Source organism: Vibrio ostreicida (assembly GCF_013074385.2).
Classification (GTDB): Bacteria; Pseudomonadota; Gammaproteobacteria; order Enterobacterales; family Vibrionaceae; genus Vibrio; species Vibrio ostreicida.
The window spans coordinates 244,053-267,579 of the sequence record NZ_JABEYA020000002.1 but is presented as its reverse complement, the minus strand read 5'-3'; the positions used below and the strand labels follow the sequence as shown (position 1 = coordinate 267,579).

The following is a 23,527-nucleotide window of genomic DNA, read 5'->3' as shown; positions in this document are numbered from 1 at the left end:
GACTTGAACATGTTAACTGATACGATTTTTTTCCCATGCTGCCAATTTTTCGGCTCTGATGGCTTCTCTTTTTTCACGTTTTTTTCGTGCATCGCAAGGCTCGGGGCAATTACATACCTTGTCAACACCCACAGCGCCAAGACCGCCACAACTTCCTTTAACGACTTTCTTCTGAAAGATATAGCCGACGGACATGGCTGCTATAACGGCGATAAAAACGCCGAAAGTAATCAGAAATGTACTCATAATAACCTGCTCACTTTGTTACTGGTTTATGTATGGCTTATAGGCTTCCGATGCCATTTCTTTATATCCATTCTCAGTTTTTACGATCATAAAAACAGGGATGTTATTATCGTTAGCAATCTTCATTCCCTGTGTTTCACCAAGTACCATTAAGCCGGTCGCTAATCCATCAGCTGTCATGGACGATTGATCCAATACTGTCACAGAGACCACTTTATGACGAATCGGTTTCCCTGTTTTTGGATTAATGATATGAGAATATCGTACGCCATCACTCTCGAAATAGATACGATAATCACCCGATGTGGCAATCGCCATATCACCTGGCTCGATAATTTCTTGAATCGCTCTTTCTTCGGTTGATGGCTTTTCAATAGCGATCCGCCATGGAACCCCTTCGCGGTTCAATCCTTTCAAGCGCATTTCGCCTCCCACCTCAACCATATAGTTTTGGATACCCTGAGACTGAATATAATCCGCGACAACATCCACACCCCAACCTTTTGCAATTGTCGATAGATCAACGTATAGAGCCGGTATGTCTTTCTGAAGACGGTTGCCCATCACCTTAAGATGCTGTATGCCAGTTTGGGCTTTACGAATCGCCAATTCTTCATTCGTTGGAACAACTTCAGGCCGAGCTTCAGGACCAAAACCCCATAGGTTGACCAGTGGGCCGACAGTCACGTCTAATGCACCTAAAGTAAGACCGTTTAAACGAATCGCTTCTTTCACAACTTTCGCCGTTTGTGGCGACACTTCAAAAGGTTCTATATTTTTCATCTGATTGAAGCGACTTAATTCTGAGTCTTGGCGATAAGTCGACATTTGTTCGTTGACCTCTTCCAATAACCGATTAATTTCTTTCTGGAGAGCTTGTGGGGATGGCATTCCCTCGGCTGAGACATATTTGATGTTGTAGGTGGTCCCCATGGTTGGGCCACTAAAATGAATTTGCTCAGCGGGCTGTTCACACCCAGCTAAGATCAATAGAGAAGCAAATACAACAAGCCAATTTTTCACTCGTTAACTCCTATTATCGCCTTTATCAATATAGAGAACAATTTTCTAACTAAAAAACCATTTCCCATATCAATTGTTAGGATTAAAAAGAAATGGCTGGCTCATAGAGCCAGCCATAGTCAGAACAACAGTGATCGATTAGCCACCAAAGTCATCAAGTAGGATGTTCTCATCCTCGACACCAAGATCTTTCAGCATACCGATAACGGCCGCATTCATCATAGGTGGACCACACATGTAGTATTCACAATCTTCTGGCGATTCATGATCTTTAAGATAGTTCTCATAAAGCACATTGTGGATGAACCCAGTGTAACCATCCCAATTATCTTCTGGCATCGGATCAGACAAGGCACAGTGCCAAACGAAATTATCGTTTTCTGCTTGCAAGCCATCAAAATCTTCCACGTAGAACATCTCACGTTTAGAACGAGCGCCATACCAGAAAGACATCTTGCGGGAAGAATTGAGTCGCTTAAGCTGGTCAAAAATATGAGAACGCATTGGCGCCATACCAGCTCCCCCCCCAACGAAGACCATCTCATTATCCGTATCTTTGGCGAAGAACTCACCAAACGGACCAGATATCGTACATTTATCGCCCTCTTTAAGCGACCAAATATACGATGACATTATACCCGGTGGTACTTCTGGGTTATTAGGCGGTGGCGTCGCGATACGGACGTTCAGCATAATAATGCCTTCTTCTTCCGGATAGTTTGCCATCGAGTAGGCTCGAATCGTCTCTTCGTTGACCTTAGACTCGTAACGGAACAAATTAAACTTATCCCAGTCTTCACGATATTCTTTAGGAACATCAAAATCAGCGTACTTAACATGGTGAACAGGCGCTTCAATCTGGATGTAGCCTCCTGCTCGGAAAGGTACTGACTCGCCGTCGGGAATCTGTATCTTGAGCTCTTTGATGAAGGTTGCTTTGTTATCGTTTGAGATAACAGCACATTCCCACTTCTTAACCCCAAAGATTTCTTCTGGAAGCTCGATATCCATGTCGGTTTTCATCGCAACTTGACAAGCCAGACGCTCACCTTCGCGCGCTTCACCTTTAGTAATATGGTCAAGCTCAGTAGGCAGGATATCCCCACCACCCGAGTTGATTTTTACGCGACACTGGCCACAAGAACCACCGCCACCACAAGCAGAAGAAACAAAGACACCTGCACCAGCAAGTGCGCCTAGTAACTTACTACCCGGCTGCGTAACGATGGCCTTATCTGGGTCACCGTTCACAGAAATTGTAATGTCACCTGTTGGAACTAGCTTCGATTTGGCGAATAAAATCACCAAAACCAACGCTAATATAATCAGGGTAAACATTACTACACCAAAAATAATAGTATTCATGACTATTCCTTAATTGCTGCGGCTTACCCGACTTACAGTTGAACGCCAGAGAAAGACATAAAGCCTAAGGCCATAAGACCAACTGAAATAAACGTGATGCCAAGCCCTCGTAAACCGGGAGGCACATCAGAATACTTCATTTTCTCGCGAATACCTGCAAGCGCAACAATCGCCAACATCCAACCTACACCTGAGCCAAAGCCGTAAACAACCGATTCAGCAAAGTTGTAGTCTCGTTGTACCATGAAAGATACGCCACCAAAAATTGCACAGTTTACTGTGATTAAGGGTAGGAATATGCCCAAAGCATTGTACAAAGGCGGGAAGAAACGATCCAAGATCATTTCTAGAATTTGTACAAGAGCCGCAATAACCCCAATGAAGGTGATGAAGTTTAGAAAACTAAGATCGACACCTTCCACTAACGCGTTATCTTTCAACACTAAGTTGTACACAAGGTTGTTGACTGGCACAGCAATCGTCAATACCACAACAACGGCAACACCTAAACCGAATGAAGTCTTCACTTTTTTAGATACGGCAAGAAACGTACACATACCTAAGAAGAAAGACAGAGCCATGTTTTCGATGAAAATCGACTTAACTAGCAGACTAATGTAATGTTCCATGAAGTCCTTACTCCTTCGCTTCTACTTGTTCTGGTTTCAGAATGCGGATTACCCAGATTAGGAAGCCGATTAGGAAGAATGCAGATGGTGCTAACAGCATCAAACCATTAGGTTGATACCAACCACCGTTGCTCACAAGAGGAAGAACTTCCAAACCAAATAGCTTGCCTGAGCCAAACAATTCACGGAAGAAACCTACAGTGATAAGAACAAAACCGTAACCTAAACCATTACCAATCCCGTCAATAAAAGACGGTATAGGCGCCGATTTCATGGCAAACGCTTCGGCGCGTCCCATGACGATACAGTTGGTGATGATAAGGCCAACAAAGACAGATAGCTGTTTAGAGATATCGTACAAGTAAGCTTTTAACACCTGATCGACCACGATAACTAACGAGGCAATAATGGCCATTTGTACAATAATTCGTACGCTGTTAGGAATGTGGTTACGGATAAGAGAAACAAAGAAGTTAGACAACGCTGTAACAAATGTTACGGCCAGTGTCATAACAAAAGCTGTTTCTAGTTTCGTTGTTACTGCCAGAGCAGAACAGACACCAAGCACCTGAAGCGCAATCGGGTTGTTATCCAACACCGGCGCCATAATGCTCTTTTTAATGTTTTGTGCACTAGACATTAGTTCAGACCTCCATCACGTACTTTTGCCAAGAATGGACCAAAGCCCATGTCGCCTAGCCAGAAGTCGAATGTGTGTTGAACACCATTACTCGTGAGTGTCGCACCAGAGAGTCCGTCGATACCATGCTCTGAACCTTGAGGAGCACCACCTTTAACCACTTTGATAGCCGGTTTGTGGTTGTCATCGAATAACTTCTTGCCCACCCACTGAGCACGCCAAGTCGGGTTCTCTACTTCACCACCAAGCCCAGGAGTTTCACCTTGCTCATAATAAGTAAGACCAGACACCGTATTTCCATCTGTTTCTACAGCCACAAAAGCGTACATCATGGACCAAAGACCGTTACCATGAACAGGCAAGATAACTTTGGATACATCACTGCCATCTTTGACCAGATAGACCACACCAGTGTTGGCACGACGCAGAATCTTAGCCTTGTCATCACTCGCGGCTATCTTAATCGACTCAGCAGGATCTTTAGCAGCCTGGCGTTGATTGTACGTAGCAGCATCACCCTGAACAAAATCACCCGTTTTAAAGTCAACCAAACGTGGCTCTATGTACTGTGCAAACAACTCAGGCACTTTTTCACCCGCGGTGTCGATACCAGCAACCTGAATAATTTTGGTTTGCTTATCCAACACAGCATTAGCTTTTTGCTGAGAGCGAAGGCCTACAGCGGCTGTTGAAACTATGATTGAGCAAACAAGGCTCAACCCGATAACAACACCCAGCGTCTTTTTTATGCTGTCATTATTATTTGCCATAGCGTGCTAGTCTCCGCTTGATGTTCTTCTCAATAACCACATGGTCGAACAGAGGTGCAAATAAGTTCGCAAACAGAATCGCCAACATCATACCTTCAGGATAAGCTGGGTTCACAACACGAATTAATATACACATCACGCCAATCAGCGCGCCGTACCACCATTTGGCTTTATTAGTAAATGATGCAGAGACAGGGTCAGTCGCCATAAAGAACATACCAAACGCAAAACCACCCAAAACAAGGTGCCAGTGCCAAGGCATATTAAACATAGGGTTAGTGTCAGACCCAACCGTATTAAACAACGTTGCAGTCGCAATCATACCAATCAGCACACCCGCGATGATCCGCCAAGATGCGATTCGCATATATACGATCATCGCTGCGCCAATCATTAACGCCAGAGTGGAGACTTCACCGATAGAGCCAGGGATATTACCAAGGAAGGCATCCATCCAAGTAATTGGGGAGCCTGTCACGGTATTAACAAGCGCTCCGTTACCGCCCTGTGCCCACTGACTTAACGCCGTAGCACCAGAGAAACCATCAGCAGCAGTCCAAACCAGATCACCCGAGATTTGCGCTGGGTAAGCAAAGAATAGAAAAGCACGCCCAGCCAGTGCAGGGTTGAGGAAGTTGCGGCCAGTGCCACCGAAGATCTCTTTTGCGACAACCACACCAAATGTGATCCCCAAAGCCGCTTGCCAAAGAGGAAGCGTTGGTGGAACAATCAATGCAAATAAAATAGAAGTGACGAAGAAGCCTTCGTTAACTTCATGTTTACGCACCATACAAAAGAGCACTTCCCAGAAACCACCAACCACAAAGACGGTGGCATAGATGGGTAGAAAGTAGGTTGCACCCAACAGCATTTTACTGCCAACGCCTGCATCGGCGGTTAAAGTACCGCCCAGCATTTCTGTCAACCAGTAATGCCAATTGCCAGCAACTGCGGTAGATAATGCGTCACCCACATTCATGTGATTCAGTGCGGTAATCGCTTGGCCGCCTGCGTTGTACATTCCCCAGAACATTGCTGGAAAAACCGCAAGCCAAACCATGATCATGATTCGCTTTAAATCAACACTATCGCGGACGTGTGAACTTTTTTTAGTGATAAGACCTGGCGTATAGAATACTGTCGCAACAGCTTCATACAAGGCAAACCATTTTTCATGTTTACCGCCAGGCTCGAAATGATGCTCAATGTCTTCAAGATACTTTTTAAGAGCCATGAAAATTACCCTTCCTTCTCAATCGTATCTAGGCATTCACGAAGTAACTCACCGTACTCGTACTTACCTGGACATACAAAGGTACACAACGCTAGATCTTCTTCGTCCAGTTCAAGCGCACCCAGTGCCTGTGCACTGTCTGTGTCGCCAGCACAAAGATCCCTAAGAAGCAAAGTTGGTTCCATATCCAGTGGCATTACGCGCTCATAGTTGCCAATTGGCACCATGGAGCGGTCACTGCCGTTTGTCGTCGTTGTCATATTAAACAACTGACCCTTGAAGATATGGCCTAGATAAGCTCGGGTGACCGAAAACTTATTCTTCCCAGGCATCGCCCAACCGAAGAGTTCTTTATCTCGGCCTTCACGAAGGACAGAAACCTGTACGTGGTAACGGCCAAGGTAACCATGAACGCCCGTCGCCTGAGTTCCTGTCAGAACAGAACCAGAAATCACGCGAACTTCACCCTTCATTAACTCGTCTTCTGTCAAGTCGTCGAGGTTCGCACCTTGTACTGTTCGAACCAAACGGGGATTATTCACCACCGGTCCCGCTAAGGAAACCACACGCTCTGTGTACAGTTCGCCAGTCAGAAACAATTTACCAAACGCAATCACGTCTTGGTAGTTGATACTCCACGCGACATTTTCTGCATTCACTGGATACAGGAAATGCATGTGAGTACCAGCCAAACCAGCTGGGTGAGGGCCATCAAATACATGCTCTTCAACATTGGATTGAGAAGAACGAGGAAGACTGGTGCCAGATTTACACACGTAAACCTTGCTCTCAGTCAATACCGAAAGTACATCCAGGCCAGCAACAAACGCTTCCTGTTGCTCATTAATCACCAACTCAGGCTGTGCGGCTAATGGATTAGTATCCATCGCGGTCACAAAAATAGCCTGTGTAGAAGACTCAATGGCTGGAACCTTGCTAAACGGTCGAGTACGTAAAGCAGTCCAAAGACCTGAATTGACAAGCTGAGTTTTGACCACTTCGCGGTCAAGGCTTGCTAATTGTTCAGATTCAAACTTGTCGAACGTCACCTGTTCATCGCCTGACACCTCAATCACAACAGATTGAAGCACACGCTTTGCTCCTCGGTTAATTTCGATCACTTTACCACTTGCTGGAGAAGTAAATTGAACACCCTTGTTCTTTTTATCTTCAAAAAGAATTTGAGCTTTCTTTACTTCGTCACCCACGCGAACATGCATAGTAGGACGCATGCCAACGTACTCTTCGCCAAGCAAGGCGACTTTCTTGATGGTTTTACCATCATTAATCACCTGGGTAGGAGTTCCTGCAACAGGAAGGTCCAGACCCTTCTTTATTGTAATCATACGCACTTGCACTACTTTTATCGGGAAAAAGATTCTTTGATTGCGTAACTTTATAGACACGACATTAGTGTCCGGTTTTGGCGCTGTTTAAAACACCAAAATCGCAACATCCTTTTTTCAAACCTCGCTACAAATTTAGTCGAGATTTATCAGGTGCGATAGTCTATCACCTTTTTAGAAGTGTATGCCATGATCAAAAGGGGGGGTAAGTGCGTTATTTCGAAGCAATTAAGTCTAAAAGCTCAAGTATTAGCCATAAGTTTGAACCATCGCACAAACACCACCAAAGACAAACAATTAGCATCACTTGCTTGTTTATCGTTTAATGCATTGGTGACGAAAATAACATTGTTTATTTTCCATCCACTTCCTTTGAAAACTTTGTTACAGATTCGGCCTAGCTCAACGAAAAATTCGCTATTTTTTTGAATTGCCCCCACCCATACACATAGGGCTGTCCGGCGCCAAATGATGGTACTCTCGCCACTCTTTCGCCGTGTATGTATGCATAGATAAGGCATGAATGTGATGAGCCAATTCATTTGCCAGTACTTGATTCACCAAACGATGGCGGGCAATCAGCCTCTGCTCTTCAAACTGTTCACTGACGATAATTACTTTGAAGTGACTTTCTGATCCTGGGGCCACATTATGCATATAACTTTCATTGATCACCTCAAGGTGGTCGGGCGCAAATTTATCATTTAGCTTGGCTTGAATCACTTCTTGTATCATTTTAGTCTCACCATTGAGTAAAAGGGCTTAATCAAGACTTAATATTAATGGTCTTGTACGTAAAGCTAAAGGTTTTAGTTTCCACATCCCTCCGCTTCTGCGACAATTTGGGTCATTAATGACAAACGCGTTCCAACTATGAAAACTGATCTTACGCTGCATGAGCGCACCGTCTCTCTGCACCGCTTTCCTCACCATACTCATCAAACATTGCAAGCTTGGGACGCAGGTGATGAATACATCATTAACCATATAGAGTCATTAAATTTAGACAACGGGAAACACATTTTACTGCTTAATGACAACTTTGGAGCATTAGGTTGCTGGTTTTCTGAACATCATAAAGTCAGCTCAATAAGTGATTCTTATATTGCTCATCAAGCCACTTCCGCCAACCTGAAACAGAATCATTGCCGCTCTATTTGCCTGCTCAATTCCCTGCAAAAAATCCCTGCGGACGTTGACTATGTCCTAATGCAAATTCCAAGAAATAACCGCTTTCTGGCATGGCAACTCACTCAACTCAGAGCACAACTCGATAGAACGGTCCCAGTTATTGCCGTTAATAAAGCCAAAGAAATTCACTCAACAACATTGAACATATTTGAGAAATATCTTGGTAGCACCAAAACATCACTCGCATGGAAGAAACATCGCTTGGTTTTTTGCACGGCCGACAGTGACCCCATACATTGCGCGGCACCCAAAACAAGTTGGCACCTTGACCAACATAGCTTCAGTCTCGATAACCTGCCAAATGTGTATGCGGGAGAAAAACTCGACCTTGGTGCTCGCTTTATGCTGGAGCATCTACCCAAAAACCTCGATAAAAAACGAATTATCGATTTAGGGTGTGGCAATGGTGTTTTATCGGTAAAACTAGGTAAAATTAACCCACTAGCCCACCTCACATGTGTTGATGAGAGCTTTATGGCCGTCGAGTCGGCCAAGCAAAACTTGGCTAGCACACTCGGTACGGAAAGAGCATTCAAAGCCGTCGTCAACAATTGTCTCGATGGCTTCGAACAAGCGTGTGCCGACCTAGTGGTATGTAACCCCCCTTTCCACCAACAACAAGCCATTACCGACCATATTGCATGGCAAATGTTCTGTGATGCAAAGCATGTTCTCAGCATTGGGGGGAAATTATTAGTTATCGGCAACCGCCACCTCGGCTACGATGGGAAGTTATCTAAGCTATTTGGGAAACCGAACGTAAAGCTTGTTGCCTCAAATAATAAATTTGTTATTTTACAAGCAACTAAATAGTTCACTATCATGGTTCTAATACTTTTAGAGTAACGATTAAAGGAAATTACAATGAGAAAACTGGTTCTAGCGGCGTCAATGGCCTTACTGACCGCGTGCTCTGCACCGCAACAAGATCAGATCAACTTTATGCCTCAGCCAGTTCTGAATCACGGCGGCATGGCACAAGGCGCAAGCTTTACCCTGACGAGTAAAGACATTCGCTCTGCACAATATGTTGCACTGATCGATAGTGGTCGTTCAAACATTGAACCGATTCATTCCAAGCAAAATGTTAGAATTGCGATCGAAAACGCGCTGTTGGAGCAGTTCCAATCACAAGGCTTTAATAGCACAGTAAATAGTGAAAACTCCGTAAAGGTCGAAGTGCAACAAGCTCTTGTTTCTGTTAAGCATTCGGTCATGGAAAACCAAATGGATGGCAAAATCGTTTTGGCCATTACAGCAGAGACGCCTCAGGGTAAATTGGTAAAAACGTATACGGGTACCGCCAACCGCTCCGGTATTCTCAGCGCTTCCAACGAAGAAATTGAAATCGTTCTCAATGATGTGATCAACCTTGTTTTGCAAGAGGTCGCCAATGACAATGAACTCAAAAGCTATATGCAGGAGCGTTTCTAATGTGGAAGTTAGCGCTCGCATCACTGACACTCGTTAGCCAGCTCGCGTTGGCTGGACCGAAAGTGGAATTTGAAACCAATATTGGTGCTTTTACTATCGAACTTAATCAGGAAAAAGCTCCGATTAGTGTCGAAAACTTCTTAAAATACGTCAAAGATGGCAGTTACGTAGGCACTCAGTTTCACCGAGTCATTCCTGGTTTCATGGCTCAGGGTGGCGGCTTCAATCAAGAAATGAAGCAATTACCCAGTTATGAACCCATAAAAAATGAAGCCTCCAATGGCCTTAAAAATGAAACGGCAACGGTGGCAATGGCGAGAACCAACAACCCTGACTCTGCCACTCGACAATTTTTTATTAACTACGTCGACAATAGTTTCCTAGATTATGACCAACGCCCGCCGGGCTACGCGGTCTTTGGTAAAGTAACTCGCGGTTTTGATATCGTTCAAAATATGACGAAACAAGGCACCAAAACCGTTGGCCGATACCGAGATGTACCAAAAAATACTATTATAATCAAAAAAGTAACCTTGCTTCCCTAACCCAGAAAGGCTCCAAACCATGCGTTTGGAGCCTTTTAATCCTTTCTGGTTTTTTCATTTTGGACTTCACTTCTCATACAGCGCACGGCACAGGAAGAGATTATGTCGCTAAATTCCTCTTCAGCTTCTTGGCGAGAAACGCTTCTTAGCTATTTAGATAAACGCCTTTTATGGGTATTCATGCTTGGATGTTCAAGTGGCTTCCCTTGGGTGCTCATTGGATCGAACATGTCTGGATGGTTAAAGGACGCAGGTTTGACTCGCACGGCAATTGGTTACTTTGGCAGTGTTTTTACCGTCTATGCCATCAACTTTTTATGGGCGCCGCTTGTTGATAGAATTAAGCTCCCAATTTTACACAATACTTTAGGCCAGCGAAGAAGCTGGATTTTCTTTTGCCAATCATTGGTGCTGGTCGGGACCGTTTTGATTGCTGGTGTTAACCCAGCAGAGAGCCTAATACTCACATCCGTATTAGCTTTGGGGATTGCCCTTGCCTCCGCGACTCAAGATATCGCGATTGACGCATATCGTATTGATACATTTCCAAAGACCGAATCCTCAAAACTGCCTCAAGCCGCTGCCATGGCAGTAGTCGGGTGGTGGACCGGTTACTCATTGCCTGGCTACATTGCTTTTGTTAATGCTGACGCGATTGGCTGGAATAACGTTTACTACGAAATGGCCATTATCGTGGTTTTATTGATGCTATTTACCCTGTTCGTCAGTGAACCCAAGTCGCATCGCGAAGCTCTTCAAGCACAAGCTGAGAAACGCCACAAACAGGTAACTCAATCCGCGGCCCTCGCATGGCTCGGTGTCACTGTCTTCGAACCCTTTTTAGACTTCTTTAAACGGAACGGTTTTAAGGTGGCAGTGACCTTATTGATGTTTGTCTTTCTGTTTAAAATTGGTGAGGCATTTCTTGGCAGAATGTCGATTGTTTTTTATAAGGAAATCGGATTCAGCAATCAACAAATCGCCTACTACTCTAAGCTCTTCGGCTGGGGGTTAACCATGGTCTTCACATTAATCGGTAGTGTGTTCAATGTCCGATTTGGCATCGTACGAGGTCTAATGATAGGTGGGGTCGCGATGGCAGCAAGCAATCTCATGTTCTCTTGGATTGCCCACGTTGGGCCCGACGAAAATCTTTTCTTCGCTGCGCTTGTCGTGGATAACTTCACCACAGCCTTTTCCACGGTTGCATTCGTCTCTTTCTTAACCGTATTGACTGGTCAAGCCTTTTCAGCCACCCAATACGCTTTACTCGCCTCATTAGGCAACTTAGGCCGTACGACTTTAGCGTCATTTAGCGGTGGGCTGGTTGATTTTCTTAATGATTGGTCTCTTTTCTTTATCCTCACCTCACTGATGGTGATTCCGAGCTTACTGATGCTCTATTCTCTAAGACACTACTTCGCCAAACTGCTAGATAAGGCGCGACAAAGGGATGAAGACGATACCAATAGCGTCACAAAGCCGAGGATATAAGCGAAGGAGGCATGATGTTGAATCTGCCTCCTTGCTTCTCATGAAAAAATGTCATGAACATTAACCACATTTTTCTCACCCAAAGCACAACCTTAAGGGTACAGACCTTTTCCGAACATGTTGAACATTCTTGCAACACCCTGAGTAAATACCATAGGTTCGGTTAATATCGTCATGCACAGACAATCTTCTCCAGCACGCGTGTAAGGGCTATGTTTGATGGAAGCATCTTTGACAAGATAATCGCCAACCTCATATTCTCCGTCCTCATCACAGAATCCTCCGTGCAATACTAACGTCGATTCGATTCCCTTGTGTGTATGTTGGGGAATTCTCACACCTTCAGAAATATACAGAAGGTTAACTCGACAGTTTTCTCCCAGATCTATCGGCGCACTAAATACCTTCCCACCGTAACTTTTCCAATGCCCGATGTGATGCCTTAAATTCGTCAGAGAACGTGGTAATTGGAAAATCTTTCCACCCACTTCAATCGTCGATGGTCTCCGGTTGACATTAATCTCTAAGGTGTCCGCCGCTAAAATGTTATCAAGCATCGCACTAAAGGCTCGATCACTTTCCCCTTCTAAAGCACACAATTTTTCTCCATACTGCGCTTCGAGTTCCGCCACTTTACCTTTGCAATCAGGGCATGATTCCAAATGAGTGGCTATAGAGAAACCGTCGACGGCGTCCAACTCACCTTCCACGTAAGCCCTCAGCATATTGTACTCGGGATGATGACTCATAAACGCTCAACCTCTATTGTTTGTCTTAGTTTTTCTACGGCTAGTCTCAGGCGCGATTTCACCGTCCCTACCGGAATATCATACATATCCGCCACCTGCTGGTGCGGCAATTCCTCTAGATACACAGCTCTTACCACTTTTTTTTGCGCTTCTGGTAACACATCTAAAAACTTAATGACTTGTTCTTTGAGCATTTCATGTTCAGGCGCGTAGTGTTCGACTAAATCGGGTGGGCAGAAATCGTTGGGCCAAATGTCTTCAGAATGAATGTGCAGCTCTCGGCCTCTTTGCTTACGTAGGACGTCAAAACACAGATTTCGGGAGATGGTGTAAATCCAAGTTGATAGAGAGCTTTTTGATCCATCGAACAAGTGACTCTTTTGCCACACCGTTGCCATCGTCTCTTGGACCAACTCCAATGCAACCTGCTCATTACCCAAGTGCTTGAAGGTAAACTGTTTAAGCCGAGGCGCAAAGTAATTGAACACGAGCGCGAAAGCCTTTTTGTCTCGATCTTTCACCTTGTCCATACAGGCGTTCCACTCTGCCTTGCTCAACGCGTCTATTTTTGTTACCGCCATGGTTGATTCCTTGTGGTGCTTTCCCGACTACTTACGTTAAAAATCGTTAAATCGATCACTACATTAGTTTAGTTCAAGGCTCAATGGATTGAGACAAGAATTCCATCGCCGTCGAGCAATCGCTTTGAAGTAGCAAAAAATCAAATTGACTCTTAGGGATGGGTAACAACTCTAGCCAGCGTTGCGTAACCCAAGAGGCATCATCAAAAAAACATTGATCGTACATCTCTCCAAGTTGGGGAAACTGCTGATAAACCTGCCTGAGATGGTCAACAATAAACTGATGCCGATCTTCAATATCAACAACGTCCCAACTTGGCAACCATTCAACGTTCGCAACTCTCAAGCCGTCAAATTCTGTTTTCACTCTCTGGATCATGAATCTTTTCATACCAATAACGGTAAGTCCAAGAAGCCCATCGTCCAATAACTCAAAATCAACGATTTTAGCTTGAGTGCCAACGCAGGAAAGAGAACTCCCTTCCCCTTCTTTTTCAAACAAGCAAATACCAAACGTGCCGTCCCTCTGACTCGCTTCCTTCACTAACCTTTTGTACCTGGGTTCAAAAATCCTAAGTTTCATTTTTCCTTCAGGAAGTAAAATCGACCCAAGGGGAAATAACATTAACTGAGACACAATATTTCATCCGCTACTGTTTTGCCTTTTAGTACGTTTCAAACAGGAATAGAGATCAATGAAGACACTGTTCAACCAGTGGACTTGGGGAACGAGCCACATGAAACGTTTGCGTAAACGGTTCCCTGAACAGCTAATATGCAAAAACATGAAACCCCATTAGTTATAAAACTATTATTTATTATTGAGATATTGGTCACTATATTTATGCAATTTTGGACATTACATCACTATTAATTGAGAATTTAATCATTATTATGCGCAGCGAAGAAAACACAGCAAAGATTGTGTAACCACATCCTTATGAACCGGTTCCAATACAAAATAAACACAGAGAGTCACACTATGCGTAAATCACTTTTCACTCTTGGTGTCGCTGCAGTCATGTCTACAACTGCAATGGCAGCCGATTATTCTGACGGCGACATCCATAAAGACGATTATAAATGGATGCAGTTTAACCTAATGGGCGCATTCAACGAGAAACCAGGTAACTCAACTCACGACTACTTGGAAATGGAATTCGGCGGTCGTTCAGGCATTTTTGATCTTTACGGATATGTTGACGTGTTCAACTTGACCTCTGATAGCGGCAGCGATAAAAACGGTCAAGAAAAAATCTTTATGAAGTTTGCCCCTCGCATGTCTCTGGATGCACTAACTGGTAAAGACTTGTCATTAGGTCCTGTCCAAGAAGTTTACGTCTCCTCACTGATGGAATGGGGAGGTAACTCTGGCGTCAACACTCAAAAAATTGGCTTTGGTTCAGATGTAGAGCTGCCTTGGTTCGGCAAAGTAGGGTTAAATCTGTACGGGACCTATGATTCAAACAAAAAAGATTGGAATGGTTACCAACTCTCTACCAATTGGTTCAAACCTTTCTACTTTTTTGAAAATGGCTCCTTTATTTCTTACCAAGGCTACATCGACTACCAGTTTGGCATGGAAAAAGACAAGGGATACGTTTCGTCAACCAATGGTGGAGCGATGTTTAACGGGATTTACTGGCATTCAGACCGCTTTGCGATCGGTTACGGTCTAAAATTATACCAAGATGTTTATGGCATAGAAGATAGCTCTGGATTCCGTTCTTCTGGCGCCACAAACTACTTAGCGGTAACGTATAAATTCTAATCGCGCTGACCTCATCAATATCTAAATGGCACCTTTTAGTGCCATTTTTATTTGCTTTCCGTTTCGGTGTCATTATCCTTTCATCAAACTATTTTTTGATGAGTGTCGCGTGAATATTGTAATTGTTGGACCTGGTGCTGTAGGGTCGCTTTGGGCAACCAAGCTTTATGCTTCAGGCCACCGTGTCTCCCTTTGGTCAACGTCAAATGAACCGGAACGCCTCATCCAGCTAGGTGATTCTCCACCAACCCAATTCCGAAATCATGATATTAACGCTGTTCAACACGCGGACTTAATCTTGGTCACGGTCAAAGCTTGGCAAGTCAGTACCGCACTTTCAGCCTTAAAAGCCAATATTGCTCAAGATGCGATCATTGTCTTGATGCACAACGGCATGGGATCAGCTGAGGCCATTAATGCTCAATACCCGAGTAACCCTTTGGTCCTTGCCACCACGACTCATGGTGCCTTTAAGCCGAGCAAGCAGAAAGTGATTCACACTGGGCGAGGCGAAACACAACTAGGCGGTTTTAATACTCTCGGACAACAGTGTCAGTTTTTAGAATCAGTCATGGATCATGCTTTACCTGACGTCCAATGGAGCTCGAATATAATCCCTTCTCTTTGGAAAAAACTTGCGGTAAATTGCGCCGTTAATCCACTGAGCGCCATTCACCAGATCACTAATGGCCAGCTCGCTCAACCCCACTACCAACTCACTATTGAAAAGTTGCTGGTTGAAGTGCACAAGGTCATGGTCGCAGAAGGGATTATTATAGATAGGGCAGAATTGGTTAACACGGTCAGTAATGTAATTCGAGCAACGGCCGAAAACTACTCTTCGATGCAACAAGATATTTTTTATCAACGTCCAAGCGAGATAGACTTTATTACAGGTTATCTATTAGAACGAGCGAGCGTTCATGGTATTGCAGCGCCTATCAACCGCTCTCTATTCGAGAAAATTAAACAAATAGAACTGAATTATTGGAAGGGACAATGACCAAAAAAGTACTCATTCCTATTGCACCTGGCACCGAAGAAATGGAAGCAATCACCATTATTGATATCATGATCAGGGCGGGTTACGAAACCATCATAGCAAGTGCAGACTTCGATGGACAATTGACCATGAAAGGGGCTCGTGGTGTCACCTTATCAGCGGATTGCAAATTAGTTGATATTGCTGATGAAGAATTTGATGCCGTTATTTTGCCTGGCGGCGTCGGGGGTTCAAACACTTTCCGAGACAGCACTGTCCTCGTCGAACTCGTTCGACAGCAAATGTATGAAGGCAAACTCGTTGCCGCAATTTGTGCTGCTCCTGCATTGGTTTTAGCACACCATGGCTTTTATTCTGAAGCATTAATGACGTGCCATCCAGACTTTGCCAACCACATTCCAACAAAAAACTGGCGCCCCAAAAGAGTGACATTCGATGTCAACCACAACGTATTGACCAGCCAAGGGCCCGGCACCGCTCTGGAATTTTCTATTGAGATAATCATTAACCTGTCTGGTAAACAACATGCTTGGTCGGTGGCCGAACCTTTGGTCACCCTTCCCACGTTACACTACAAAAAGTTAGGTGATAGCCAATGATCGACGTCAGCTTGGTGCGAGCCCAATTCCCAGCCCTCAATCAAACGGTTAATCAACAAGAACTGGTCTACCTCGATAGCGCCGCCACAACCCAAAAACCAAACTGCGTGATTGATGCAATTTCTAACTACTATCGTTCTCAGAACGCCAATGTTCACCGAGGAAACCACAGCCTGACTGCGCGGGCGACTGTAAACTTTGAGTCTGCACGTGAGCGGTTGGCCAGTTTTATTGGTGCCTCAACGAGCAAAGAGATTATCTGGACACGCGGTGCTACCGAGGCTCTTAACCTCATAGCGCAAACTCATGCGCGACAGAGGTTACAACACGGGGATGAAATCCTTGTGGGGGAAATGGAACATCATGCCAATATCGTCCCTTGGCAGATTGTTGCTGAGCAGACTGGGGCAAAAGTCATCAAGGTACCGATGAACGCCGACTATCAATGGGATATGGCGGAGTTTCAATCGTTGCTCTGTGCAAGAACTAAGTTAGTTGCCTTGGCGCACATCACCAATGTCACGGGAACGCGTCAACCGATTGAATCTGTTATAGAGCAAGCCCACCAATTTGGCGCAACCGTAGTGATCGATGGGGCGCAGGGAATTGTACATGAACCGGTTAATATCCAGGCACTCAATGCCGATTTCTATGTCTTTTCTGGCCATAAAATCTATGCTCCAGCAGGCATTGGTGTTCTCTATGGCAAATTATCTTTACTTGAACGTATGCCACCGTGGCACGGCGGTGGAAAAATGGTTGAACATGTCTCTTTTGACGGCACAACCTACAGCCAACTCCCGGGAAAATTTGAGGCTGGGACACCCAACGTTGCTGGCGCAATTGCTTTGGCAACAGCGATAGATTGGTATGAGCAGTTCAATCATCGTGATGTCAAACAACATATCAATCACTTAGTGACGACAGCTTACGATAACCTCAGACAAATCGAAGGTGTCTCTATCCTTGGCTATCAAAAAGGCGCATCCGTTTTATCATTCGTGGTTGAGGGGGTCCATCATCAGGACATGGCGACTTTGCTCGATCAACAAGGTGTTGCAATACGGGCAGGCCACCACTGCGCTCACCCTTTGATGGCTGCCATAGGTGTTCAAGGTACCATCCGAGCGTCATTTGCCCTTTACAATAACGCACAAGACGTTACAAGGTTGGTTTCTGCGGTGGAAAAGGCCGTCAATATGCTTTGATGGAAAAGACAAGTGATAGCTGGGGGGAGAGCCCCCCAGAAAAACAGACGCGCTATAACTCATCAAAAGCTTCTAGAGCATCCGATAGTTTTTTTACGCTATGAATTTGCATCCCCTCGATCCCGCCTTTAGGCGTGTTAGCGGCTGGCACGATGGCTTTTTTAAAACCGTGTTTGAACGCTTCATTCAAGCGCTCCTGCCCACTCGGCACAGGTCGAATTTCTCCTGCGAGCCCTACTTCTCCAAACACCACCACGTCTTTGGGTAAAGGTCGATCACGAAAACTGGACAATAATGCCAAGACTAATGCTAAATCGGCACTGGTCTCAGTGACTTTCACGCCACCGACAACATTTACAAACACATCCTGATCGGCCATCTGCAAACCACCATGCTTATGAAGAACGGCCAGCAAAAGAGAAAGCCGATTTTGTTCCAATCCAACAGCCACTCGCCGTGGATTAGCAAGTTGTGAATAGTCCACCAGTGCTTGTATTTCGACCAAGAGTGGCCGTGTTCCTTCCCACACAACCATGACAGAACTGCCCGAGGTTTCCTCTTCGCCACGCGACAGAAAGATAGCCGAAGGATTACTGACTTCTTTCAGCCCTTGCCCTGTCATTGCAAAGACTCCGAGCTCATTAACAGCCCCAAAACGGTTTTTATGGCTACGTAGCGTTCTAAAACGGCTATCTGTACCACCATCGAGGAGCACGGAGCAATCGATAATATGCTCTAAGACTTTAGGCCCCGCCAACGATCCATCTTTCGTCACATGACCAACAATAAACACCGCGACATTGTTTTGCTTTGCATATCGAGTGAGAGCCGTAGCCGATTCCCGTACCTGCGCAACGCTTCCCGGAGAAGATTGGACGTCAGCAACATGCATAACCTGAATAGAGTCAATAACCAATATTTTGGGCTGCTCTTTCTCTGCAATCTGACAAATACGGTCAACATTGGTTTCAGAGAGCATTTTAAGGTTGTCTTTTGGTAAGCCTAAACGCAACGCTCTCATGGCCACCTGTTGCAGTGACTCTTCTCCGGTGACATAAAGCGTAGGCATTTGAGAGGCGAGATAACACATGGTTTGAAGTAATAATGTCGACTTACCAGCCCCAGGATTACCACCAATTAGAATTGCAGCTCCCGGAACTACGCCGCCGCCCAGCACTCGATCAAGCTCTTTAAATCCGCTCGTGAAACGAGGGACCTCTTGCAGATCAATCTCTGACAGCGTCTGTACTTGGGTCTCTCCGCTATTGCCCGCATACCCTGTTAAACGCTCTGTGCGCGTTGCCGCTGGGGAGGCTGCCAGTCGAACCTCGCTAATCGTGTTCCAAGCACCACAGGCGTTGCATTGCCCCTGCCAACGGGGGAAATCTGCACCACAATCGTTACATACGTATGCTCTTTTTGCTTTTGCCATACCCACCCTGACCTATATTTGTGACGATATTTTTAGCATTCGTCACTAATTAAACTTGATTCGGTGTAACATATCACTAAAGATCTGTATATCAAGGTCGATATTTCTCAACAAGGGATACGATAACAAAAATATATGCAGCAGCCAGAAATTTTATCTTTAGCAGAGCGATTAATTCCTGCGTTCCGCTCCGGGGATTTTGAATACCTTCTTGCGCAAATGACGGAAGGTGAACCTCCTTCGGTCAAAATTTTAGTCAAAATGGAACTGAACAGGGTAATGGCACCCTGCACTAAGAGTGTCGATCTGCGTGGACGAGTAAAAGGGGATTGCCGAGAGTACGACCTTGATGGACGTAAGCACTGGTTAGACGATGTCGCCTTTAACGTCTATCACAAGAATACCCGAAAATTTGGCAGCTATACGGAAGGAGTCTGGGAGGCGTTGTGCAATACGCACAACAACTTCCGTGTGATGCAAAAAAAAGGGCAAGCTCAAGGGCCTGACTCAACTGACACTAGTGCCGCGTACAACGTTGAAGCGATTAATCTTGGTTATGACCTCAAACGTCGAGAAAAGCGTTTAAAGCTCTCCTCCCAAATCGAACTCCAGATCAATAGAGAGCAAATTGTCCATGCGACGACTGTCGACCTCTCTCCCTCTGGAGCAAAATTTAAAGTGCCGGCCGCTTTTAGCTATAAACTCGGCGAAATTATCTCAGTTCGCTTCGTTGAGTTAGAAAACTTGACCGAAGTAGAGGGCATAGACCACCCAGTAAATTATCGAGTGGTTGGCATTGATGACTCTTATGAAAACGACGCGGTCAAATATCTTCGACTTCTAAAACTTGACGATTCAATGATCATTGAACAAGTGATTGAAGAGCAACTCGCTAATGAAGCCAACCGCTCCCGACATGACACTCAAGATAAGGTAATTAGAGCACGCACCAGAGGCTACGAACATGCCTTTCTCAAGCACACTTGCAACCTCCCCGTTTTTTTTAGTAAAAATGAATTGAAGCTCGTGTTAATGACGGAAAATAACCAGCCCATATGGCAATATTGGCATGATGAACGCAATCAGCAGTCACTGACTACCTTGTTTAATAAACAACGCCTTGCATTACTGTCCAAACCTGGCATCAAGAGCAGCAATAATATTTTGTATTCCTTTGCTCACGAACACCAAGGTAAAACCTTATTCTTCTCGATGATGATGCCCGAAACAACACCAGAAACAAGACAACTATTTTGGCATGTAGGGGCAAAGAAAGAGAGCTGGAGGGCATTTCGTCTCCATGTATTTGAACTGGCTTCAGAGGAAAAACTCGAACTCGCCAAGCATTCAACAGAACTCAACTTTGATACAAAAACGCTGACTCACTGCGGAGTCCTTCAAGAACTCTCAACCCCATCTACCCATCAAGATTACCTCTTGGCGGCCAAACCTCGCTTGGCAAGCAGTGAGCTTAATCGCTTTCGTCATGCACGTAACCCTGACAGCGACCCTTTTTGTATCTACTTCGATGCAAAATCACGACGAAAAGAACCTAGATATCAATTTCGCTCACCTATCGAGTTAAAAATACAAGGTGAAACTCTCCACGCAGGTGTTACTTTAGACCTATCCAAACGAGGAATCAGTGTCGCATTAAGCACACCATGCACACTTAATTCAGGAGAGGAGTGCACAGTACACTTTAAAGAACTCGACCTGTACGACAAAAATCTTCCTTTGGATAATGTCCCTTATACCGTTATTCGTGTTTCACCAGGTGGCAAGCGAATGCAGTTAGTGATGCAAGAAGACAGTCACACAATGAAAGCCATCGCTTTCTTTGGAACAATGATTGAGCATAATAAAGATAAGTTGATTGCAAAGCAGGAGTTGCTGCCGAGTAACCCTCTCCTAGAAGGGCTGCATGATATCTTGTTAGATAAAATCGTCAGCTCACCAATATTCGTCGAAAAAAGGGGTAAAAACCTCAAACCACGCGTTATTGGCGTTAATTTTCCCTTAGCGCCACATCTCGTCATTTTGGCGAAATTAGGCCGTGATCAAAACTTTTCTCTTGAACCCATCTATAAAGGACACACCAACACATTACTTGCCCAACCAATGAGACGCATAGATGGTGCAGAACCTCAATTTCAGGAAATTTATTTTTCCATTTCTCAATTTGGTAACAGAATTCAATCTTATGAATCGAAACTTGTGAGTGAGTTTGAATCTCTCAAGCAGCGTATTGCTTTTGTAAGAGAAGCCCAAGCGGTCAACGGCTTCTTTGCCTTGCGTATTTGTAGTGCACCGATCTTCGATCCCATGACCGCCTTGTTGCAAGAAGACCTGCAAGAACTGGCAGCGGGCAACATGAGTCAGGCCAAGAATCTTGAAAAAGAAATAAACAGCATTGTAGGCTATGGCGAAATTACCGATATCACGGAGGAAGTCCTGACCCGACTTGAGCTAACCAAATAACTCATCGCACCCAAAATCAAACCAATCCCTCATTCCGATCACATACCAACGTAAGCATCGCCTATGGCATGGGTTTGAAGCTTAACTTTTGTTGTTTCGCCAACGCAGCAGATAAAATACACAACACTCCGCCCAAACCAGCAAAGCGTATAGCGTTTTGAGCACTCTTCTCCACTTTAGGTTTAGCGTGAAAAGCGATACCCAAACCTGCAACATCCATCATCATAAGATCATTGGCACCATCACCCACTGCAATGGTATTGTGACGTTCCACATCAAACTGTTCTGACAACGTTTCTAAAATATCAGCCTTGGTCTGCGCGGAGACAACGTCACCAATAACATGGCCAGTCAATTTTCCATCAATAATTTCTAATTGATTGGACTGCGCATAATCAAGATGCAGCCTTTCTTTAAGAGCATCTGAAAAATACGTGAAACCACCGGATGCAATCGCGCTCTTCCAACCAAATTGGCGCAACGTATTGATCAGCTCTGGCAAATCCGCCATCAGAGGTAAATCACGTTTTACTGCACAAAGCACCTCTTCACTCGTCCCCTTCAGTTTCGAAACTCGTTGGCGTAAACTTTGCTCAAAATCCAATTCTCCTTGCATAGCTTGTTCGGTTATCCGTGCAACTTCCTCACCAACACCAGCGAGTTTTGCTATTTCGTCAATGCACTCGATCTCAATAGCCGTAGAGTCCATATCCATAACAATCAAACCGGGCTTCGATAAATCGGGCAAATCATTTAGGCTCGCAAAGTCCAATTTCAATGCTTTGAGTATGGTTTGATGCTCTGACGTGAGTTCACCTTGCATGAGCGCAACTTCATACGGCCCTACTCTCCATACATCGACTACGGCGTTGAAATAGCCGGTAAATGCGTCGATATCTTCAAATTGATGGATGGATAGATTACGCGAAAAGACGACCCAATTCGCGTGAGCTCTATCAAAATTGTTGCTCAAGCGAGCTTCTGGCAGTCGCTTCAAAAGTGGCAGGTGTCTATAGATAGAAAGGGGCTTAAACGTTTCCATGTGTATCGTTCCTAAAAAATCTCCTTACACGTTACCCTATTGCAATTTGGCTGCGCAAGTATCAATATGCTCTATAGTAAAATTAACCTTTGTATAGGTGTTTATGGAATCCTCTCTGTTTTCATTTCGCGTGGCAGTCAGAGCCCTTTCTATTCTCGGTCTGATTTCAATGGTCGGCGTTATTGGTGTCAATAGCGTTAAAATCACGAAGGGCAATGAACAAATTCAGAAGAGTCAACTAGAAACACTTACCAAGGTATTGGTCTCCCAAGCCTCTCTCTCTGCTGGACAGATGATTGTCAATCAAGATCAAGAACGCTTGCTCAATCTCACCAATCAACTGGCTGTGGATAATCTCGTGTTTGATGCCACGATTTATGATGCTGAAGGTATTCGCTTAGCGTCGAGTGATAAAGCGAAAAGTGTCCGTGAAATATTGGGGCTAGACACCCCTTTAGAAACGGCACGTATTGGCAAGCAACAGTTGGTAGAACCGATTGTTCATGACAATGCGATTCTAGGATTCATCAGAATTACGTTTGAAACGGGTAAGGTGACCGCTTTCTCTGGCCATTACTACAGAAAGAGTGACCGATATATGTACACCATGGTCGGAATGAGCTTTATTGCAGGGCTCTTACTGGCTGTCGTAGTAAGAAGAAAGCCCAAGCAAAATGGTGAGAACCTACTCCTAAAAAACATAGACTAATTCGAGTATTTTCTAGGTAAAGTTCAAGTAAATAC

At 44.7% G+C, this 23,527-nt stretch carries 24 protein-coding genes; 10 read left to right on the top strand and 14 right to left on the bottom strand.

Annotated features, from left to right (window positions below; all coding sequences use genetic code 11):
- Window positions 1–12 precede the first annotated feature (12 nt).
- From nqrM to HLM86_RS04850, 9 genes are all read right to left on the bottom strand, one after another.
- Window positions 13–246 carry a (Na+)-NQR maturation NqrM gene (gene nqrM / locus HLM86_RS04890; RefSeq protein WP_076586436.1) on the bottom strand — a complete coding sequence of 78 codons (234 nt, stop codon included), beginning with the start codon at window positions 244–246 and terminating at the stop codon, window positions 13–15.
- 18 nt (window positions 247–264) lie between these two features.
- Window positions 265–1,269 (bottom strand): FAD:protein FMN transferase, encoded by a 1,005-nt coding sequence (locus HLM86_RS04885; protein WP_170882335.1) that lies wholly within the window; start codon window positions 1,267–1,269, stop codon window positions 265–267.
- A gap of 138 nt (window positions 1,270–1,407) precedes the next feature.
- Window positions 1,408–2,634: an NADH:ubiquinone reductase (Na(+)-transporting) subunit F gene (nqrF, locus tag HLM86_RS04880; RefSeq protein ID WP_076586432.1), complete on the bottom strand. Its 1,227-nt coding sequence runs from the start codon at window positions 2,632–2,634 to the stop codon at window positions 1,408–1,410.
- A gap of 32 nt (window positions 2,635–2,666) precedes the next feature.
- Window positions 2,667–3,263, bottom strand: coding sequence for an NADH:ubiquinone reductase (Na(+)-transporting) subunit E (gene nqrE, locus HLM86_RS04875; RefSeq protein ID WP_076586429.1), 597 nt, complete (start codon window positions 3,261–3,263; stop codon window positions 2,667–2,669).
- A 7-nt stretch (window positions 3,264–3,270) separates the two neighbouring features.
- Window positions 3,271–3,903 carry an NADH:ubiquinone reductase (Na(+)-transporting) subunit D gene (locus tag HLM86_RS04870; RefSeq protein WP_076586427.1) on the bottom strand — a complete coding sequence of 211 codons (633 nt, stop codon included), beginning with the start codon at window positions 3,901–3,903 and terminating at the stop codon, window positions 3,271–3,273.
- A complete protein-coding gene (locus tag HLM86_RS04865) occupies window positions 3,903–4,673 on the bottom strand; it encodes a Na(+)-translocating NADH-quinone reductase subunit C (RefSeq protein WP_076586425.1) in 771 nt (256 codons plus the stop codon). The genes HLM86_RS04870 and HLM86_RS04865 overlap by 1 nt, the downstream gene beginning before the upstream one ends.
- Window positions 4,663–5,907 carry an NADH:ubiquinone reductase (Na(+)-transporting) subunit B gene (locus HLM86_RS04860; protein WP_076586423.1) on the bottom strand — a complete coding sequence of 415 codons (1,245 nt, stop codon included), beginning with the start codon at window positions 5,905–5,907 and terminating at the stop codon, window positions 4,663–4,665. Before HLM86_RS04860 ends, HLM86_RS04865 begins: the two co-directional genes overlap by 11 nt.
- A 5-nt stretch (window positions 5,908–5,912) precedes the next feature.
- Window positions 5,913–7,253 carry a Na(+)-translocating NADH-quinone reductase subunit A gene (locus tag HLM86_RS04855; RefSeq protein WP_076586420.1) on the bottom strand — a complete coding sequence of 447 codons (1,341 nt, stop codon included), beginning with the start codon at window positions 7,251–7,253 and terminating at the stop codon, window positions 5,913–5,915.
- 417 nt (window positions 7,254–7,670) lie between these two features.
- Entirely contained in the window at window positions 7,671–7,988 is a 318-nt protein-coding gene (locus HLM86_RS04850; RefSeq protein WP_170882334.1) for a BolA/IbaG family iron-sulfur metabolism protein, read from the bottom strand.
- A gap of 138 nt (window positions 7,989–8,126) precedes the next feature.
- Between HLM86_RS04850 and HLM86_RS04845 the strand changes: the two genes are divergently transcribed.
- The 4 genes from HLM86_RS04845 (at window position 8,127) to HLM86_RS04830 (ending at window position 11,917) form a co-directional block, all read left to right on the top strand.
- On the top strand, window positions 8,127–9,257 hold the full coding sequence (locus HLM86_RS04845) for a methyltransferase (RefSeq protein WP_170882333.1): 1,131 nt from the start codon (window positions 8,127–8,129) through the stop codon (window positions 9,255–9,257).
- Window positions 9,258–9,308: 51 nt separating this feature from the next.
- Entirely contained in the window at window positions 9,309–9,878 is a 570-nt protein-coding gene (locus tag HLM86_RS04840; RefSeq protein ID WP_076586413.1) for a YajG family lipoprotein, read from the top strand.
- Complete coding sequence (locus tag HLM86_RS04835) at window positions 9,878–10,423, top strand: peptidylprolyl isomerase (RefSeq protein ID WP_170882332.1); 546 nt, start codon at window positions 9,878–9,880, stop codon at window positions 10,421–10,423. Before HLM86_RS04840 ends, HLM86_RS04835 begins: the two co-directional genes overlap by 1 nt.
- A gap of 102 nt (window positions 10,424–10,525) precedes the next feature.
- Window positions 10,526–11,917 carry an AmpG family muropeptide MFS transporter gene (locus HLM86_RS04830; protein WP_170882331.1) on the top strand — a complete coding sequence of 464 codons (1,392 nt, stop codon included), beginning with the start codon at window positions 10,526–10,528 and terminating at the stop codon, window positions 11,915–11,917.
- Between the two features lie 92 nt (window positions 11,918–12,009).
- On the opposite strand, the gene HLM86_RS04825 is transcribed toward HLM86_RS04830, so the two are convergent.
- The 3 genes from HLM86_RS04825 to HLM86_RS04815 form a co-directional block, all read right to left on the bottom strand.
- The gene (locus HLM86_RS04825) at window positions 12,010–12,666 is read right to left on the bottom strand and encodes a ChrR family anti-sigma-E factor (protein WP_076586406.1); all 657 of its coding nucleotides are present in this window, start codon (window positions 12,664–12,666) and stop codon (window positions 12,010–12,012) included.
- Window positions 12,663–13,247 (bottom strand): RNA polymerase sigma factor, encoded by a 585-nt coding sequence (locus HLM86_RS04820; RefSeq protein ID WP_170882330.1) that lies wholly within the window; start codon window positions 13,245–13,247, stop codon window positions 12,663–12,665. Before HLM86_RS04820 ends, HLM86_RS04825 begins: the two co-directional genes overlap by 4 nt.
- Window positions 13,248–13,320: 73 nt before the next feature.
- Window positions 13,321–13,884, bottom strand: coding sequence for an LON peptidase substrate-binding domain-containing protein (locus HLM86_RS04815; RefSeq protein WP_170882329.1), 564 nt, complete (start codon window positions 13,882–13,884; stop codon window positions 13,321–13,323).
- Between the two features lie 345 nt (window positions 13,885–14,229).
- Here HLM86_RS04815 and HLM86_RS04810 point away from each other — a divergent pair, with 345 nt between their 5' ends.
- From HLM86_RS04810 to csdA, 4 genes are all read left to right on the top strand, one after another.
- Window positions 14,230–15,018 carry a nucleoside-specific channel-forming Tsx family protein gene (locus HLM86_RS04810; protein WP_076586399.1) on the top strand — a complete coding sequence of 263 codons (789 nt, stop codon included), beginning with the start codon at window positions 14,230–14,232 and terminating at the stop codon, window positions 15,016–15,018.
- 109 nt (window positions 15,019–15,127) lie between these two features.
- Window positions 15,128–16,021: a 2-dehydropantoate 2-reductase gene (gene panE, locus HLM86_RS04805; protein WP_170882328.1), complete on the top strand. Its 894-nt coding sequence runs from the start codon at window positions 15,128–15,130 to the stop codon at window positions 16,019–16,021.
- A complete protein-coding gene (locus HLM86_RS04800; RefSeq protein ID WP_170882327.1) occupies window positions 16,018–16,620 on the top strand; it encodes a DJ-1 family glyoxalase III in 603 nt (200 codons plus the stop codon). Before panE ends, HLM86_RS04800 begins: the two co-directional genes overlap by 4 nt.
- Window positions 16,617–17,828 (top strand): cysteine desulfurase CsdA, encoded by a 1,212-nt coding sequence (gene csdA / locus HLM86_RS04795; RefSeq protein ID WP_076586393.1) that lies wholly within the window; start codon window positions 16,617–16,619, stop codon window positions 17,826–17,828. The genes HLM86_RS04800 and csdA overlap by 4 nt, the downstream gene beginning before the upstream one ends.
- A 52-nt stretch (window positions 17,829–17,880) precedes the next feature.
- Here the strand turns inward: csdA and radA are convergent, their stop codons facing one another.
- Window positions 17,881–19,260 (bottom strand): DNA repair protein RadA, encoded by a 1,380-nt coding sequence (gene radA / locus HLM86_RS04790; protein ID WP_076586391.1) that lies wholly within the window; start codon window positions 19,258–19,260, stop codon window positions 17,881–17,883.
- Between the two features lie 135 nt (window positions 19,261–19,395).
- On the opposite strand from radA, the gene HLM86_RS04785 reads away from it, so the two are divergent.
- Complete coding sequence (locus HLM86_RS04785) at window positions 19,396–21,741, top strand: PilZ domain-containing protein (RefSeq protein ID WP_170882326.1); 2,346 nt, start codon at window positions 19,396–19,398, stop codon at window positions 21,739–21,741.
- Between the two features lie 61 nt (window positions 21,742–21,802).
- Here the strand turns inward: HLM86_RS04785 and serB are convergent, their stop codons facing one another.
- Window positions 21,803–22,783, bottom strand: a complete 981-nt coding sequence (serB, locus tag HLM86_RS04780) for a phosphoserine phosphatase (RefSeq protein WP_076586387.1) — start codon at window positions 22,781–22,783, stop codon at window positions 21,803–21,805.
- Between the two features lie 103 nt (window positions 22,784–22,886).
- On the opposite strand from serB, the gene HLM86_RS04775 reads away from it, so the two are divergent.
- The gene (locus tag HLM86_RS04775; RefSeq protein ID WP_076586385.1) at window positions 22,887–23,492 is read left to right on the top strand and encodes a YtjB family periplasmic protein; all 606 of its coding nucleotides are present in this window, start codon (window positions 22,887–22,889) and stop codon (window positions 23,490–23,492) included.
- Window positions 23,493–23,527 lie beyond the last annotated feature (35 nt).